General features: G+C 61.8%; 13 protein-coding genes. 10 read left to right on the forward strand and 3 right to left on the reverse strand.

The window, feature by feature from the left end:
• Nucleotides 1–80 precede the first annotated feature (80 nt).
• Nucleotides 81–623, reverse strand: coding sequence for a gamma carbonic anhydrase family protein (locus tag NVV93_RS00240; RefSeq protein ID WP_258252458.1), 543 nt, complete (start codon nucleotides 621–623; stop codon nucleotides 81–83).
• Between the two features lie 151 nt (nucleotides 624–774).
• On the opposite strand from NVV93_RS00240, the gene prlC reads away from it, so the two are divergent.
• The 3 genes from prlC (at nucleotide 775) to NVV93_RS00255 (ending at nucleotide 4,906) form a co-directional block, all read left to right on the forward strand.
• Nucleotides 775–2,823, forward strand: a complete 2,049-nt coding sequence (prlC, locus tag NVV93_RS00245) for an oligopeptidase A (RefSeq protein WP_258252459.1) — start codon at nucleotides 775–777, stop codon at nucleotides 2,821–2,823.
• Nucleotides 2,820–3,098 (forward strand): YheV family putative zinc ribbon protein, encoded by a 279-nt coding sequence (locus NVV93_RS00250; protein ID WP_258252460.1) that lies wholly within the window; start codon nucleotides 2,820–2,822, stop codon nucleotides 3,096–3,098. Before prlC ends, NVV93_RS00250 begins: the two co-directional genes overlap by 4 nt.
• 203 nt (nucleotides 3,099–3,301) lie before the next feature.
• Nucleotides 3,302–4,906, forward strand: coding sequence for an inorganic phosphate transporter (locus NVV93_RS00255; RefSeq protein ID WP_375162943.1), 1,605 nt, complete (start codon nucleotides 3,302–3,304; stop codon nucleotides 4,904–4,906).
• Between the two features lie 214 nt (nucleotides 4,907–5,120).
• Here the strand turns inward: NVV93_RS00255 and NVV93_RS00260 are convergent, their stop codons facing one another.
• A complete protein-coding gene (locus tag NVV93_RS00260) occupies nucleotides 5,121–5,915 on the reverse strand; it encodes a helix-turn-helix transcriptional regulator (protein ID WP_258252461.1) in 795 nt (264 codons plus the stop codon).
• 82 nt (nucleotides 5,916–5,997) lie between these two features.
• Between NVV93_RS00260 and NVV93_RS00265 the strand changes: the two genes are divergently transcribed.
• The 7 genes from NVV93_RS00265 (at nucleotide 5,998) to NVV93_RS00295 (ending at nucleotide 13,497) form a co-directional block, all read left to right on the forward strand.
• Nucleotides 5,998–6,999, forward strand: a complete 1,002-nt coding sequence (locus NVV93_RS00265; protein ID WP_258252462.1) for a bile acid:sodium symporter family protein — start codon at nucleotides 5,998–6,000, stop codon at nucleotides 6,997–6,999.
• Nucleotides 7,000–7,114: 115 nt separating this feature from the next.
• Nucleotides 7,115–8,176, forward strand: a complete 1,062-nt coding sequence (locus NVV93_RS00270) for a PA0069 family radical SAM protein (RefSeq protein ID WP_258252463.1) — start codon at nucleotides 7,115–7,117, stop codon at nucleotides 8,174–8,176.
• A gap of 288 nt (nucleotides 8,177–8,464) precedes the next feature.
• A complete protein-coding gene (locus NVV93_RS00275) occupies nucleotides 8,465–9,916 on the forward strand; it encodes a c-type cytochrome (protein ID WP_258252465.1) in 1,452 nt (483 codons plus the stop codon).
• A 61-nt stretch (nucleotides 9,917–9,977) separates the two neighbouring features.
• Nucleotides 9,978–11,753 carry a cytochrome c oxidase subunit I gene (gene ctaD / locus NVV93_RS00280; protein ID WP_258252466.1) on the forward strand — a complete coding sequence of 592 codons (1,776 nt, stop codon included), beginning with the start codon at nucleotides 9,978–9,980 and terminating at the stop codon, nucleotides 11,751–11,753.
• A complete protein-coding gene (locus NVV93_RS00285) occupies nucleotides 11,750–12,442 on the forward strand; it encodes a cytochrome c oxidase subunit 3 (protein WP_258252467.1) in 693 nt (230 codons plus the stop codon). The genes ctaD and NVV93_RS00285 overlap by 4 nt, the downstream gene beginning before the upstream one ends.
• A gap of 4 nt (nucleotides 12,443–12,446) precedes the next feature.
• Entirely contained in the window at nucleotides 12,447–13,163 is a 717-nt protein-coding gene (locus NVV93_RS00290; protein WP_258252469.1) for a heme-copper oxidase subunit III family protein, read from the forward strand.
• 16 nt (nucleotides 13,164–13,179) lie between these two features.
• A complete protein-coding gene (locus NVV93_RS00295) occupies nucleotides 13,180–13,497 on the forward strand; it encodes a cytochrome C oxidase subunit IV family protein (protein WP_258254434.1) in 318 nt (105 codons plus the stop codon).
• A 45-nt stretch (nucleotides 13,498–13,542) separates the two neighbouring features.
• On the opposite strand, the gene NVV93_RS00300 is transcribed toward NVV93_RS00295, so the two are convergent.
• Complete coding sequence (locus tag NVV93_RS00300; RefSeq protein WP_258252470.1) at nucleotides 13,543–14,097, reverse strand: magnesium transporter; 555 nt, start codon at nucleotides 14,095–14,097, stop codon at nucleotides 13,543–13,545.
• Between the last annotated feature and the right edge of the window lie 86 nt (nucleotides 14,098–14,183).

A 14,183-nucleotide genomic window follows, 5' to 3' on the forward strand; every position in this document is an offset into this window, starting at 1 on the left:
GCACAAGGATGTTGGCTGGATGAGTTCGCTGCTTCGTTCCAGGGTGGCAGTAGGTTGGGCTTCGCTGCGCTCAACCCAACCTAGGCGTCGTAGCCCTCGGCCAGGTGCAGGTCCTTGAGCTTCACGTAGTTGCCGGCGCTGTAGCTGAAGAATGCGCGCTCCTTGTCGGACAGCGGGCGCGCCTGGCTGACCGGCCGGCCGACGTAGAGGAAGCCGCTTTCCAGGCGTTTGCCCGGCGGCACCAGGCTGCCGGCGCCGATCACCACCTCATCCTCGACCACCGCGCCGTCCATGACGATGCTGCCCATGCCGACCAGGATGCGGTTGCCCAGCGTGCAGCCGTGCAGGGTCACCTGGTGGCCGATGGTCACCTCGTCGCCGATGCTCAGCGGGAAGCCGTCCGGGTTGAATGGCCCGGCGTGGGTGATGTGCAGCACGCTGCCGTCCTGCACGCTGGTGCGCGCGCCGATCCTGATCCGGTGCATATCGCCGCGGATCACGGTCAGCGGCCACACCGAGCTGTCCTCGCCCAGTTCGACGTCGCCGATCACCACGGCGGAGCTGTCGACGAATGCGCGCGCGCCGAGTTGCGGGGTCAGGTCTTGGTAAGTACGAATCGCCACGATAGAAACCTCCAGTCGCCGGTTGATGATGCAGGAGAGGGAGTAAAGCAGCACTTAAGCTGCAGCTTGCGCCGATTGTAATTAAGATGGCCGGCATACGGGCCGGGGAATTCCGCGGCGCCGCCCTCTTTTCCGCATACAGGTGAATGCCGTGAGTTCCAGCAATCCCCTTCTACAAGACTTCGACCTGCCGCCCTACTCCGCCATCCGTGCCGAGCACGTCGAGACGGCCGTCGATGCGATTCTCGCCGACAGCCGCGCCGCCGTGGCCGCGCTGCTCGCCGAGCAACCCGGCGCGCCGAGCTGGGCCAGCCTGATCCAGCCGCTCGACGAACTGGGCGCGCGCCTCGGCCGCGCCTGGAGCCCGGTCAGCCACCTCAACGCGGTATGCAACAGCGCGGAGCTGCGCGAGGCCTACGAGGCCTGCCTGCCCAAGCTGTCCGAGTACTGGACCGAGCTAGGCCAGAACAAGGCGCTGTTCGACGCCTACCAGGCGCTGGCCAAGAGCCCGGCGGCGGAGGGTTTCGAGGTGGCGCAGACGACCATCCTCGAACACGCGCTGCGCGATTTCCGCCTGTCCGGCATCGACCTACCGCTCGCCGAGCAGCAGCGCTACGGCGAAATCCAGATGAAGCTGTCCGAGCTGGCCAGCCGCTTCTCCAACCAGTTGCTGGATGCCACCCAGGCCTGGACCAAGCACATCAACAATGAGGCGGCGCTGGCCGGCCTGACCGATTCGGCCAAGGCGCAAATGGCCCAGGCCGCTACCGCCAAGGGCCAGGACGGCTGGTTGATCAGCCTGGAATTCCCCAGCTACTACGCGGTGATGACCTACGCCGACGACCGCGCGCTGCGCGAAGAGGTCTACACCGCCTACTGCACGCGCGCTTCCGAGCAGGGCCCGAACGCCGGCCAGCACGACAACGGTCCGGTCATGGCAGAGATTCTCGACCTGCGCCAGGAGCTGGCCCGCCTGCTCGGCTTTGCCAATTTCAGCGAGCTGTCGCTGGCCAGCAAGATGGCCGACAGCACCGAGCAGGTGCTGAGCTTTCTGCATGACCTGGCGCTGCGCAGCAAACCGTTCGCCGTGCAGGACCTCGCCGAGCTGCAAGCCTTCGCCGCCGAGCAGGGCTGCAGCGATCTGCAGAGTTGGGATGTCGGCTATTACAGCGAGAAGCTGCGCGAGCAGCGCTACAGCATTTCCCAGGAAATCCTCCGCGCCTACTTCCCGATCGACAAGGTCCTGACCGGCCTGTTCGCCATCGTCGAGAAGCTCTACGGCATCCAGATTGAAGAGCTAACTGGTTTTGATAGCTGGCACCCGGACGTGCGCTTGTTTCAGATTAGTGAGCAAGGCGCGCACGTCGGACGCTTCTTCTTCGACCTCTACGCGCGCGCCAACAAGCGCGGCGGCGCCTGGATGGACGGCGCGCGCGACAAACGTCGCGCCGCCGATGGCAGCCTGATCAGCCCGGTGGCCAACCTGGTGTGCAATTTCACCCCGGCGGTCGGCGGCAAGCCGGCGCTGCTTACCCATGACGAAGTCACCACGCTGTTCCACGAATTCGGCCACGGCCTGCATCATTTGCTGACCCGCGTTGAACACGCCGGTGCCTCGGGCATCAACGGCGTGGCCTGGGATGCGGTCGAGCTGCCCAGCCAGTTCATGGAAAACTGGTGCTGGGAGCCGGAAGGCCTGGCGCTGATCTCCGGCCATTATGAAAGCGGCGAGCCGTTGCCTCAGGACCTGCTGGACAAGATGCTCGCGGCGAAGAACTTCCAGTCCGGGTTGATGATGGTCCGCCAGCTGGAGTTCTCGCTGTTCGACTTTGAACTGCACGCCAGTCATGGCGACGGCCGCAGCGTGCTGGAGGTGCTCGAAGGCATCCGCGCCGAGGTCTCGGTGATGCGCCCGCCGGCCTTCAACCGCTTCGCCAACAGCTTCGCGCACATCTTCGCCGGTGGTTATGCGGCCGGTTACTACAGCTACAAGTGGGCCGAAGTGCTGTCCGCCGATGCCTTCTCCAAGTTCGAGGAAGACGGCGTGTTCAACGGCGCCACCGGCCGCGCGTTCCGCGAGGCGATCCTGGCGCGCGGCGGCTCGCAGGAGCCGATGGTGCTGTTCGTCGACTTTCGCGGCCGCGAGCCGTCGATCGACGCGCTGTTGCGGCATCTCGGCTTGAGCGCGGAGGCCGCATGAGCGATCTACCGAAAAGCGTGACCAAGCGCCGTTTCATCGCCGGCGCGGTGTGCCCGGCGTGCAGCGAACCGGACAAGATCCAGATGTGGGACGAGGACGGCGTGCCGCACCGCGAATGTGTGGCCTGCGGCTACGCCGACACCCTCGATGCACGCGGCAACTCGGTGCCCAAGGAGCTGCCGACGCGCATCAGCCTGGCCCCGCCGAAACCGGCCGATCCCAAGGTGCAGGGCGTGCAATTCTTCCCCAATCCGAAGCTCAAGAAGCCCGAGTAGGGCGCGCGATTACTTGGCGGAACGCTAGGCTGTAAGAGCCTGTTGGGCATTTCGGCGTGAGCGCGCCGTTCCGCTACGCATTGATCAGGAGCCTGTCACCGTGAGCCACCCGTCGCCCCTCTCCCGCTTGCCGCAGTGCTGCGCCGGTCATCCTGGGATGGAGCGCGGCGCCTGTGCTTGATCGCTACCAACTGCTGCAATCCCTGCGCGCCACGCGTTTGCCACAATCGCCGATCAGCCCGGTCCTGCAGCAGAAGGCCAGCACCCGTGGGCGCCTGCTGTTCTTCGCCCTGCTCGGCGGCGCGCTGCTGTTTATCTTCGCCAGCCTGTACCTCGACCTGCGCGAGAGCGGCGCCGAACTGCGCCTCGGTCTGCCGCTGCTGGTGCTCGGCGGCGCGCTGCTGATCGCCCTCGCCTTCGAGTTCATCAACGGCTTCCACGACACCGCCAACGCGGTGGCCACGGTGATCTACACCAACGCCCTGCCACCCAACGTAGCGGTGATCTGGTCGGGCTTGTGCAACTTCCTCGGCGTGCTGCTCTCCAGCGGTGCGGTGGCGTTCGCCATCGTCGCCCTGCTGCCGCCGGACCTGATGCTGCGGGTCAGCACCAGTGCCGGGCTGGCGATGATCTTCGCCCTGCTGCTCGCCGCCATCGCCTGGAACCTCGGCACCTGGTGGCTGGGCCTGCCGGTGTCGTCGTCGCACACCCTGATCGGCTCGATCGTCGGCATCGGCCTGGCGCATGGCGCGATGGCTGGTTACCTGGACTTCACCCACGGCGACTGGCAGCCGCTGCTGACCGTCGGCTATGCCCTGCTGCTCTCGCCGCTGGTTGGTTTCCTCGGCGCGGCGGCGCTGCTGCTGGCGCTCAAGCTCGGCCTGCGCGGCCGCAACCAAACGCTGTTCCGCGAACCGCAGGGACGCACGCCGCCGCCCTGGTGGATTCGCGGTCTGCTGATCCTGACCTGCTCGGGGGTATCGTTCGCCCACGGTTCCAACGACGGGCAGAAGGGCATCGGTCTGATCATGCTGATCCTGGTCGGCACCGTGCCGATGGCCTTCGCCCTCGACCGCGCCCTGTCAGTGGCCGAGACCCAGCGCCTGGCAGAGTTCGCCGACCACGGTCGGCAGGCCCTGCAGCGCACCGCGCCGCACCCGGCGCCGGCCGATCCGCGCCAGGCGCTGCTCGCCTACCAGCAGCGCCAGACGGCCGAGGCCCAGCCCCTGCCGGCGCTGGCCGCCCTACTCGGCGAAATCCGCGACGAGCTGCTGGCCTACGATAGCCTTGCCAAGTTGCCCAAGGAGCGGGCCCTGGCGCTGCGCAACGACTTGTACCTGAGCGCGGCGACCATCCGCCTGCTCGACCAGGAGGAGCAACTGGGTCTCGCCCCGGAGGCCTGGAGCAGCCTGCAGGCGCTGCGCGACGGCAGCGACGCGATGACCCATTTCATCCCGCTCTGGGTCAAGGTCGCGGTGGCCCTGGCGCTGGGCCTGGGCACCCTGGTCGGCTGGCGGCGCATCGTTACCACGGTCGGCGAAGGCATCGGTAAGGCGCCGATGACCTACGCCCAGGGCGCCTCCGCGCAGCTGATGGCAATGCTCACCATCGGCGCGGCGGATATCTACGGCCTGCCGGTGTCGACCACCCATGTGCTGTCATCCGGGGTGGCCGGGACCATGGTCGCCAATGGCAGCGGCCTGCAATGGGCGACCATCCGCAACATGCTGCTGGCCTGGGTGCTGACCCTGCCGGCGGCGATCGGTCTGGCGGCGGGCCTGTACTGGCTGTTCACCAGGTTGCTGTAGCCGCGAATTGATTCGCGATGGAGCAGCACGGGCCGGCCTGGTCGCGCATCAATTCGCTCCTACAGCAGCACCGTAGGATGGGTTGAGCGCAGCGATACCCATCGACAACGTCGTGATGGGTATCTGCGCTGCGCGCCTCAACCCATCCTACGTATCTACGCCAACGGCCGCGCGAACTGTAGGAGCGAATTCATTCGCGATCAGCGGAAACCCCTTAACCGGCACGAAAGAACTCCCCCGGCGTGCAGCCGAACTGCTGGCGAAACGCGGCGATGAACGCCGAGGTCGAGTCGTAGCCGCAGGCCAGCGCCACGTCGGTGACCCGCTGACCCTGTTCCAGCGGCTGTAGCGCGCCGAGTAGGCGCAGGCGCTGGCGCCAGGCGCGGAAGGTCAGGCCGGTCTCGCGCTGGAACAGCCGGCTCAGGGTCTTCTCCGAGACGCCCAGGCGCGCGCTCCACTGCGCTAGCGTGGCCTGCCGCTCGGGGTGTTGCTGCAGGCTGCGGCAGAGTTGCTGCAGGCGTTGGTCATGCGGCAGCGGCAGCATCAGGTCGACTTCCGGTGCGCCGCGCAGCTGGTCGAGCAGCACCTGCACCAGGCGGCCGTCCGCGTCGTCCTCGGCATATTCCACCGACAGGGCGCTGAAGGCGCGGATCAGCTCGCGCAGCAGCGGGCTGACCTGTAACACCCGGCAGGCGTCCGCTGCCCAGCCGGTCACCGTGCAGTCGAGATACAGGCTGCGCATCTCGGTGTGCGGCGTGCTGAAGACCCGGTGCGGCACGCCCGCCGGTACCCATATGGCGCGCTGCGGCGGGGCGATGAAGCGGCCGGCCTCGGTGTGCACTTCGAGCACCCCGGCGATCGCGTAGGACAGCTGCACCCAGGGATGGCTGTGGCGGTAGGTCAGGGCGCGATTGGGCAGCGATTCGGTGCGCCCGTAGACCGGCCGTGGCAGGCTGGCGAGCCCGGGAATGCTGCGGCGAACCGGCGGTTTTTGTCCTTTAGGCGACATTAGCGGGTTCTTTGGCGTTAGTCGGAATTTCCTGGCCAAGGTAGTCTGCCCCGCACCTGGCCTGCAAGCATGAGACACCGTCATGACCCGTCCCCGCTTCCTCCCCGACAACTTCACCCTGACCCTGCTCGCCGTGGTCCTCATCGCCACCCTGTTGCCGGTCAGCGGTCAGGCCGCGGTCGCCTTCGGCTGGCTGACCAATGCGGCAATTGCCCTGCTGTTTTTCCTGCACGGCGCCAAGCTGTCGCGGCATGCCATCGTCGCCGGGGCGACGCACTGGCGCCTGCATTTGCTGGTGTTCGCCTGCACCTTCGTGCTGTTCCCAGTACTTGGGCTGACGCTCAAGCCGCTGCTGGCACCGCTGGTGACGCCCGAGCTGTATCTCGGCGTGCTTTATCTGTGCGCCCTGCCGGCCACCGTGCAGTCGGCCATCGCCTTCACTTCACTGGCGCGCGGCAATGTGCCGGCGGCGATTTGCAGCGCGGCGGCTTCGAGCCTGTTCGGCATCTTCCTCACCCCGCTGCTGGTAGCGCTGCTGCTCGGCGTCGAGGGCGACGGCGGCTCGACGTTGGAGGCGATCGGCAAGATCACCCTGCAACTGCTGGTGCCGTTTATCGCCGGGCAAATCGCCCGCCAATGGATCGCCTATTGGATCGACCGTAACAAGCATTGGCTGAAGTTCATCGACCAAGGCTCGATCCTGCTGGTGGTCTACGGCGCCTTCAGCGAAGCGGTGGTCGAAGGCCTTTGGCATCGCGTGCCGCTGCCGGCTTTGGCGGGCCTGCTGGTGGTGTGCGTGGTGCTGCTCGCCCTGGTGCTGCTGATCACCCGGTTTCTCGGGCGCCGGCTGGGTTTCGACACGGCCGACCAGATCACCATCGTCTTCTGCGGCTCGAAAAAGAGCCTGGCCACTGGCGTGCCGATGGCGCAGGTGCTGTTCGCCGGTAGCGGTATCGGCATGCTGATTCTGCCGCTGATGCTGTTTCATCAAATCCAGCTGATGGTCTGCGCGGTGCTCGCCGAGCGGTATGCGCGGCGCCCGGAAGCGCCCGTGGAGACAACCGCTGAAGCCGAAGGGCGCTGAGCGGCGACGTTTCGAGCGCGGAACCAGTAGGCAATACCCTCCGGCGAGCGACCAGTGGGCTGGCAATTTCAATAAATGACTGTATTTTTATACAGTATTATTTGGAGTAGCCACCATGTCCGTTTCCTTGCCCCCCCGTGGTCGCGGCACCGCCAGCAATCCGCATAACCGCTTCGCGCCGACTCGCACGGTGCTTGAAGACGACGGCTGGTATCAGGACGAAGTGCCGCCCAGCCGCGCCACCGAAGTGCGCATCGAAAAAGCCAAGACCATCCTCACCCGCAATCAGTCGCCGGATGTCGGTTTCGACCGCTCGGTGAACCCCTATCGCGGCTGCGAGCACGGCTGTATCTACTGCTTTGCTCGGCCCAGCCATGCCTATTGGGACCTCTCGCCGGGCATCGATTTCGAAACCAAGCTGATCGCCAAGACCAATCTGGCCAGCCGTCTGGAAGAAGAGCTGAGCAAGCCCGGTTACGTGCCCAAGCCGCTGGCCCTGGGGATCAACACCGACGCCTATCAGCCCATCGAACGCGAGCACCAGCTGACCCGCCAGGCCTTGGAAGTCTGCCTGCGTTTTCGCCACCCGCTGCACATCATCACCAAGAGTTCGTTGATCCTGCGCGACCTCGATCTGCTCGGCGAGCTGGCCAGCCTGAATCTGGTCAGCGTGGCCTTCAGCCTGACCACCCTCGACGACGAGCTGAAACGCATCATGGAGCCGCGCGCGGCCGCCCCGGCGGCGCGTCTGCGCAGCATGCGCGCGCTACATGAGCATGGCGTGCCGGTTAGCGCGATCTGTGCGCCGATGATTCCGATGATCAACGACATGGAGCTGGAAGCCCTGCTCGAAGCGGCTCGCGATGCCGGCGCGCATTCGGCCGGGTATGTGCTGCTGCGTCTGCCGCTGGAGATCGCCGAACTGTTCGAGGAATGGCTGGCCGCGCATTTCCCCGAACGCGCCGCGCATGTGATGAGTTTGATCCGCCAGAGTCGCGGCGGAAAAAACTACGACAGCGGCTTCGGCACGCGCATGCGCGGTGAGGGGGTGTTCGCTGACCTGCTGGCGCAGCGCTTTCATTTGGCGACCAAGCGCCTGGGACTGAAGAGGCGTGAGGGTTTTGCTCTCGATTGTTCGAGTTTCTGTCCGCCAGGCCGGCAGATGGCTCTCTTGTAAGAACTTTGCCAAGGACTTGCCACGCTCTAAGTTACGTCAAGCTTCTAGAATATCCGCCTATATATAAAGTCGATATTTTAAATGGCTGGATAATTATTCTAATTATATTCAAGTGTTGGATTTTCAAGAAAAAAGCACCAGCTTTTATCCTGCACTATACTTTGTACTGATTTTTCCGCCGAGATAGACTTTGTTGGTCCTGTCTGCTTTAAGGCTGGATTTATCTTTGATTTATCGCAACAACGCTTTTGCCTGGCTAGTGAGCAACGGAAACAGGATGACAAGAAAATGGCGATAGCAATTATCTTGATTCTAATCGTTGTTGCGTCAGTGCTGTTCCATATATTTGCCCCCTGGCACCTAACGGAGCCAGCATCCAATTGGGGGTCAATAGATACCACGCTGTTCATTACATTGGTGCTCAGCGGAATATTCTTTATCGCTATTGTCGGATTCATGGCGGTGGCCTTGATACGGTTCCGCCACCGGAAAGGTAACAGGGCGATTTACCAGCCAGAAAGCAAAAAGCTGGAGTGGTGGTTAATCGCTATTACTTCGGTGGGCATCGCCGGTATGTTGGCGCCAGGGCTGGTTGTCTATAACGACTTTGTCCAGGTTCCAAAAACTGCTTATGAACTTGAAGTAGTTGCCCAGCAGTGGCAATGGACCTTCCGCTTTCCCGGGCAGGACGGAAAACTAGGCAAGTCGAATATAAAGTTGATGGATGCCGTCAATGTATTCGGGCTGGACCCAAAAGATCTCGCCGGGCAGGACGATGTCCTTATAAGAAGCAACGAAGTTCGTCTTCCGCTCGATCAGCCGGTGAAAGTTTTGCTGCGCTCGAAAGATGTACTGCACAATTTTTATATTCCGCAAATACGCAGCAAGATGGATATGGTTCCAGGCATGGTTTCACACTTCTGGTTTACCCCAACTAAAACCGGAAAGTTTGAAATCATGTGTGCCGAGTTTTGTGGTATCGGCCATTACAACATGCGTGGCTATATGATCGTGGAGGAACAGCGTGCTTTCACTCAATGGCTGAGCAGCCAGCCAACTTTCGCGCAAACCCTCGCCATAGCAGCCAAGCCCGGCCGGGACGCGGCGGTGGAAAAAGGCCGCCAATTGGCTGAAACCTACGGTTGCCGCGCCTGTCACAGCCAGGACGGCAGCACTAGCCTTGGGCCAGGCTGGAAGGGTTTGTACGGCCGCACGGAGCAGCTTGTCGATGGCAGCAAAGTGGTGGTCGACGAGGCTTACGTGAAGGAGTCGATCCTCGATCCCAAGGCCAAAATGGTCCAGGGTTATCCGCCTGTAATGGTGCCCTATACTCTCAGCCAGGATGAGCTGGACGCCTTCGTTGCCCTGATCAAATCACTGGCTCCCGGGCAGTCAGGCGATCAGCCTCCACGCGGTGAAGGCGCAGATTTGGTGGCACAGGGAGAGCAGTTGGCGCAGTCGCTCGGTTGCCTCGCCTGCCACAGTGTCGACGGCAAACAGGGCATCGGCCCTACTTGGTACGGCGCGTACGGCAAGACGGAAGCGCTCGTCGATGGAACGGAAGTAAAGGTCGACGAGGCTTATATAAAAGATTCGGTTGTTAATCCGAATTCGGTAATCGTCAAAGGTTATTCGCCCGTCATGCCGGCTTTTGCCCTCAGCGATAACGATTTGAATGCTTTGGTCGCTTTTATCAAATCAAAGGCAAATGCGAGCAACGTTGATGCGAAGAAGGAGTAGTCGGAAAAGTTACCGTAAATAGCCAGGGATGCACCGATACCTCACTCGGAGGGATGACGTGATGACCTATGCGGAACAAGCTGACACCGAAGCGCTACATGAGCCTAAAAGTTTCCTGACCAAGTACATCTGGAGTCAGGATCACAAGGTCATTGCCATTCAGTACTCCTTGACGGCCCTGTTCGTGGGCGTCATCGCCGTGGTGTTGTCCGGCCTGATGCGCCTGCAGATAGGCTTCCCCGGCAGCATCGAATTCATGGACGCCGCCGCCTATTACCAAGCCATGACCATGCACGGCATGATCATGGTGATCTATCTCCTCACCGCGCTGTTCCTGGGTGGCTTCGGCAACTATCTGATTCCGTTGATGGTTGGCGCCCGCGACATGGTTTTCCCGTACGTCAACATGCTCAGCTACTGGTTCTACCTGTTGGCGGTTGTGGTGCTGCTGGCCAGTTTTTTTGTCCCGGGCGGACCCACCGGGGCGGGCTGGACCCTTTATCCACCCCAGGCGATTACCCGCGGCACACCGGGTGCTGAATGGGGCATCGTGCTGATGCTTGTGTCGCTGGCGATCTTCATCGTCGCCGCCACCATGGGCGGCTTGAACTACGTCACCACGGTGCTGCAGGCGCGCACCCACGGCATGACGTTGTTTCGCATGCCGCTTTCGGTATGGGGCATCTTCATGGCCTCGATCATGGCGCTGCTGGCCTTCCCGGCCTTGTTCGTCAGCGCGGTGATGATGCTGCTCGACCGGTTGCTGGGCACCAGCTTCTTCATGCCGTCGATCATTTCCATGGGCCAGCAGCTGGAGCATCAGGGCGGCAGCCCGATCCTGTTCCAGCACCTGTTCTGGTTCTTCGGCCACCCGGAGGTCTACATCGTCGCCCTGCCGGCGTTCGGCCTGGTCTCCGATCTGATCAGCACCCATGCGCGCAAGAACATCTTCGGCTATCGCATGATGGTGTGGGCCATTATCTCGATTGGTGTGCTGAGCTTCGTGGTCTGGGCGCACCACATGTACGTGAGCGGGATGAACCCCTACTTCGGTTTCTTCTTCGCGGTCACCACGTTGGTCATCGCGGTGCCGACGGCGTTGAAGGTTTACAACTGGGTGCTGACCCTGTGGCGTGGCGACATCCATTTCACCGTGCCGATGCTGTTTGCGCTGGCCTTTATCGTCACCTTTCTGGTTGGCGGATTGACCGGGTTGTTCCTCGGCAATGTGATCGTCGATATCCCGCTCTCGGATACCTATTTCGTCGTCGCCCACTTCCATATGGTCATGGGCGTCGCGCCAGTGCTGGTGGTGTTCGGCGGTATCTACCATTGGTTCCCGAAAATCACCGGGCGCATGTTGAACGACACCCTGGGCAAGCTGCATTTCTGGATCACCTTCCTTGGCACTTACGCCATCTTCTTCCCGATGCACTACCTGGGCTTTCTCGGCATGCCCCGGCGCTACTACGCCTATGAGGGTTACGAGTTCATCCCGCAATCGGCGCAGGACTTGAATGCCTTCATCTCGGTGGTCGCATTGTGCGTCGGGGTTTCGCAACTGCTGTTCTTGTTCAATCTGGCCTGGAGCACGTTCAGGGGCCGGCCTGCCGGCAGCAATCCATGGGGTGGCGCGAGCCTGGAATGGCAAACGCCCGACACGCCACCGATACACGGCAACTGGAGAGCGAAACTGCCGGTTGTGCATCGCTGGGCCTACGACTACAGCGTGCCGGGAATCGAACAGGATTTCGTTCCGCAAACGGTCTCCGCCGAAGAGCTTGAGCAGATGCGGCAGCGCCACGCCGAAGCGCGGATAACGGACGAAAAACCATGAACGGGCCGTTATTGAGAGACATCGGCAGCGGTGAACCGGGCGGCAGTTGGGGATCTGGTCCGGAAGGCGTGCAGATCCCCCATGGCATCGATAGAGGCCAGACCGCGAAAGTGGGCCTGCGTCTGTTTCTAGCCGTGGTGACTTCGCTGTTTTTCCTCTTCCTGATCGCCTTCATCGCGCGCTCGCAAATGACTGACTGGCAGCCTCTGAGCGAGCCCTTGGCGCCGTTAGCCAATCCCTGGCAGCTCTGGCTGAACTCGGCAATGCTGCTGTTCAGCAGCATTGCTCTGCAATGGTCGCGTGTGGCGGCTCGCAAAGGTCAACAGTCTGGCGCTGTCATTGGCTTCGTCATGGGCGGCGTATTCGCCGTGGCCTTTCTGGTGGGACAACTCTGGGTTTGGCAGCAGTTCGTTGTCTGGGGCTATTTCCTAGCCGGTAATCCGGCCAATAGCTTCTTCTATCTGCTGACCGGCCTGCACGGTCTGCACCTGTTGGGTGGCCTTGTTGCCTGGAGCCGGACCGTCACGAAATTCCTGCGCCATGTGCCGCTGGCGCAACTCAGCGCCAGCGTCGAACTCTGTGCCATCTACTGGCATTACTTGCTGGGGCTTTGGCTGGTGCTATTCGCCTTGCTGACCAGCACTCCGGAAACCTATGCAGCCATCGCCGCGTTCTGCGGCCTGAGGTGACGCCATGGCATCGCATCCTGCGCCAGGAGAGTCCGGTTCGGCCTACACAGCAAGCGCCCCCGCCACGCTGGCGCCGGGGTGGCAGGGCATCGCCAGCGACTGGGCCTCGGACGAGGACGCGTTCAAGCGGGTCTCCTGGGGCAAGGCGATGATGTGGATTTTCCTGCTCAGCGATACCTTCATCTTCACCTGCTTCCTGACCGGCTACATGTCGGTGCGCATGGCCACCACAGTGCCTTGGCCGAATCCCAGCGAAGTGTTCGCCTTGACCATCGCTGGCCACGAAATCCCCTTGATCCTGATCGCCATCATGACCTTCGTGCTGATCAGCAGCAGCGGCACCATGGCCATGGCGGTCAATTTCGCTTATCGCCGCGACCGCGCCAAAACCACTGCGCTGATGCTGACGACTGCAGCCTTCGGCGCGGCCTTCGTCGGCATGCAGGCATTCGAATGGACCAAGCTCATTTCCGAAGGCGTGCGGCCCTGGGGCAACCCGATGGGGGCGGAGCAGTTTGGTGCGAGCTTCTTCATGATCACCGGCTTCCACGGCTTGCACGTGTCAATCGGCGTCATCTATCTCTGCGTCGTGGCGTTCAAGGTATTGCGCGGGGATTACGAGCGTTCCGGGAATTATCAGATCGTCGAAATAGCCGGGCTTTACTGGCACTTCGTGGACCTGGTGTGGGTGTTTATTTTTGCTTTCTTCTACTTGTGGTAGAGCAGGAGCACTGATGATGGCGCACGCTCAGGGTCAGCAACATCCGATCAGTTTGTATCTCAAGATCTGGGGGCTGTTATTCGTCCTCAGCACCCTGTCGTATCTGGTCGATTACTTTCACTTCCAAAGTTATCTCAGATGGTCGCTGATTATCATTTTCATGTTGTTGAAGGCGGGTCTAATTGTCTCCATCTTCATGCACATGGCCTGGGAGCGGTTGGCCATGGTCTACGCCATACTGGTGCCGCCCTTGTGTTTGCTGGTGCTGGTCGGACTTATGGCCGCCGAGGCGGACTACATATTCCTGAGTCGGGAAGTTTTCTTCGGGCGATGACCGACTGATGGAGCGGGCAGCTCCATCAGAGGCGGAGTTGTGCGGCTATATCGTTCGCTTGAACTGATGCCAGCCATGCAGCCAGGACACTATCCAATGCGGAGCAGCCGCGCCCGTGCCGGCTAGTTTCAACTGTGGATGATGTTGAATGACCTGATCCAGCACCGGTTCCTGGCCCGGTTCGACATCCACGAAGAGAACATGCTCGCCTTCCTTGACCTGCTCTTTGAGGTTACGGAAATGGGCATTCGGCACCTGAATCCCGAAAAAACCACCTTCCCAGATGCAAAAGCCCATTACGACAACGGCGAGGAAAATGAACGGCATCCAGCCCACGGCGGATTCAGTCCAGCCCATTAAATAAGCGCCGCCAAGGATCAGCGCTGCCAGTGGCACACCTATCGCCGCACCAATCTCACCCGAGTGGACAACATCCTGTTTCATCAAAGAGTTCACGTCGTGCAGATGGTGCTGTTCTACATCGGCATCCTTTTCGCTAAGCACATGGATCTGCTCGGTATTGATACCGTTGGCTTCCAATTCATTTTCAACGGTTTCAAGATCGTCGAGATTGTCACTGATGTAATAGTGTCGGTTCATGCCGCACCTCCCGCCTCGTGTTTGCTGTAGCCCCCTCTCCTGCTCCTGTTGAGAGCGGCGCACACTGCTTGCTACCGGCAGGAAGT

The organism is Pseudomonas sp. LS44 (genome assembly GCF_024730785.1).
Classification (GTDB): Bacteria; Pseudomonadota; Gammaproteobacteria; order Pseudomonadales; family Pseudomonadaceae; genus Aquipseudomonas.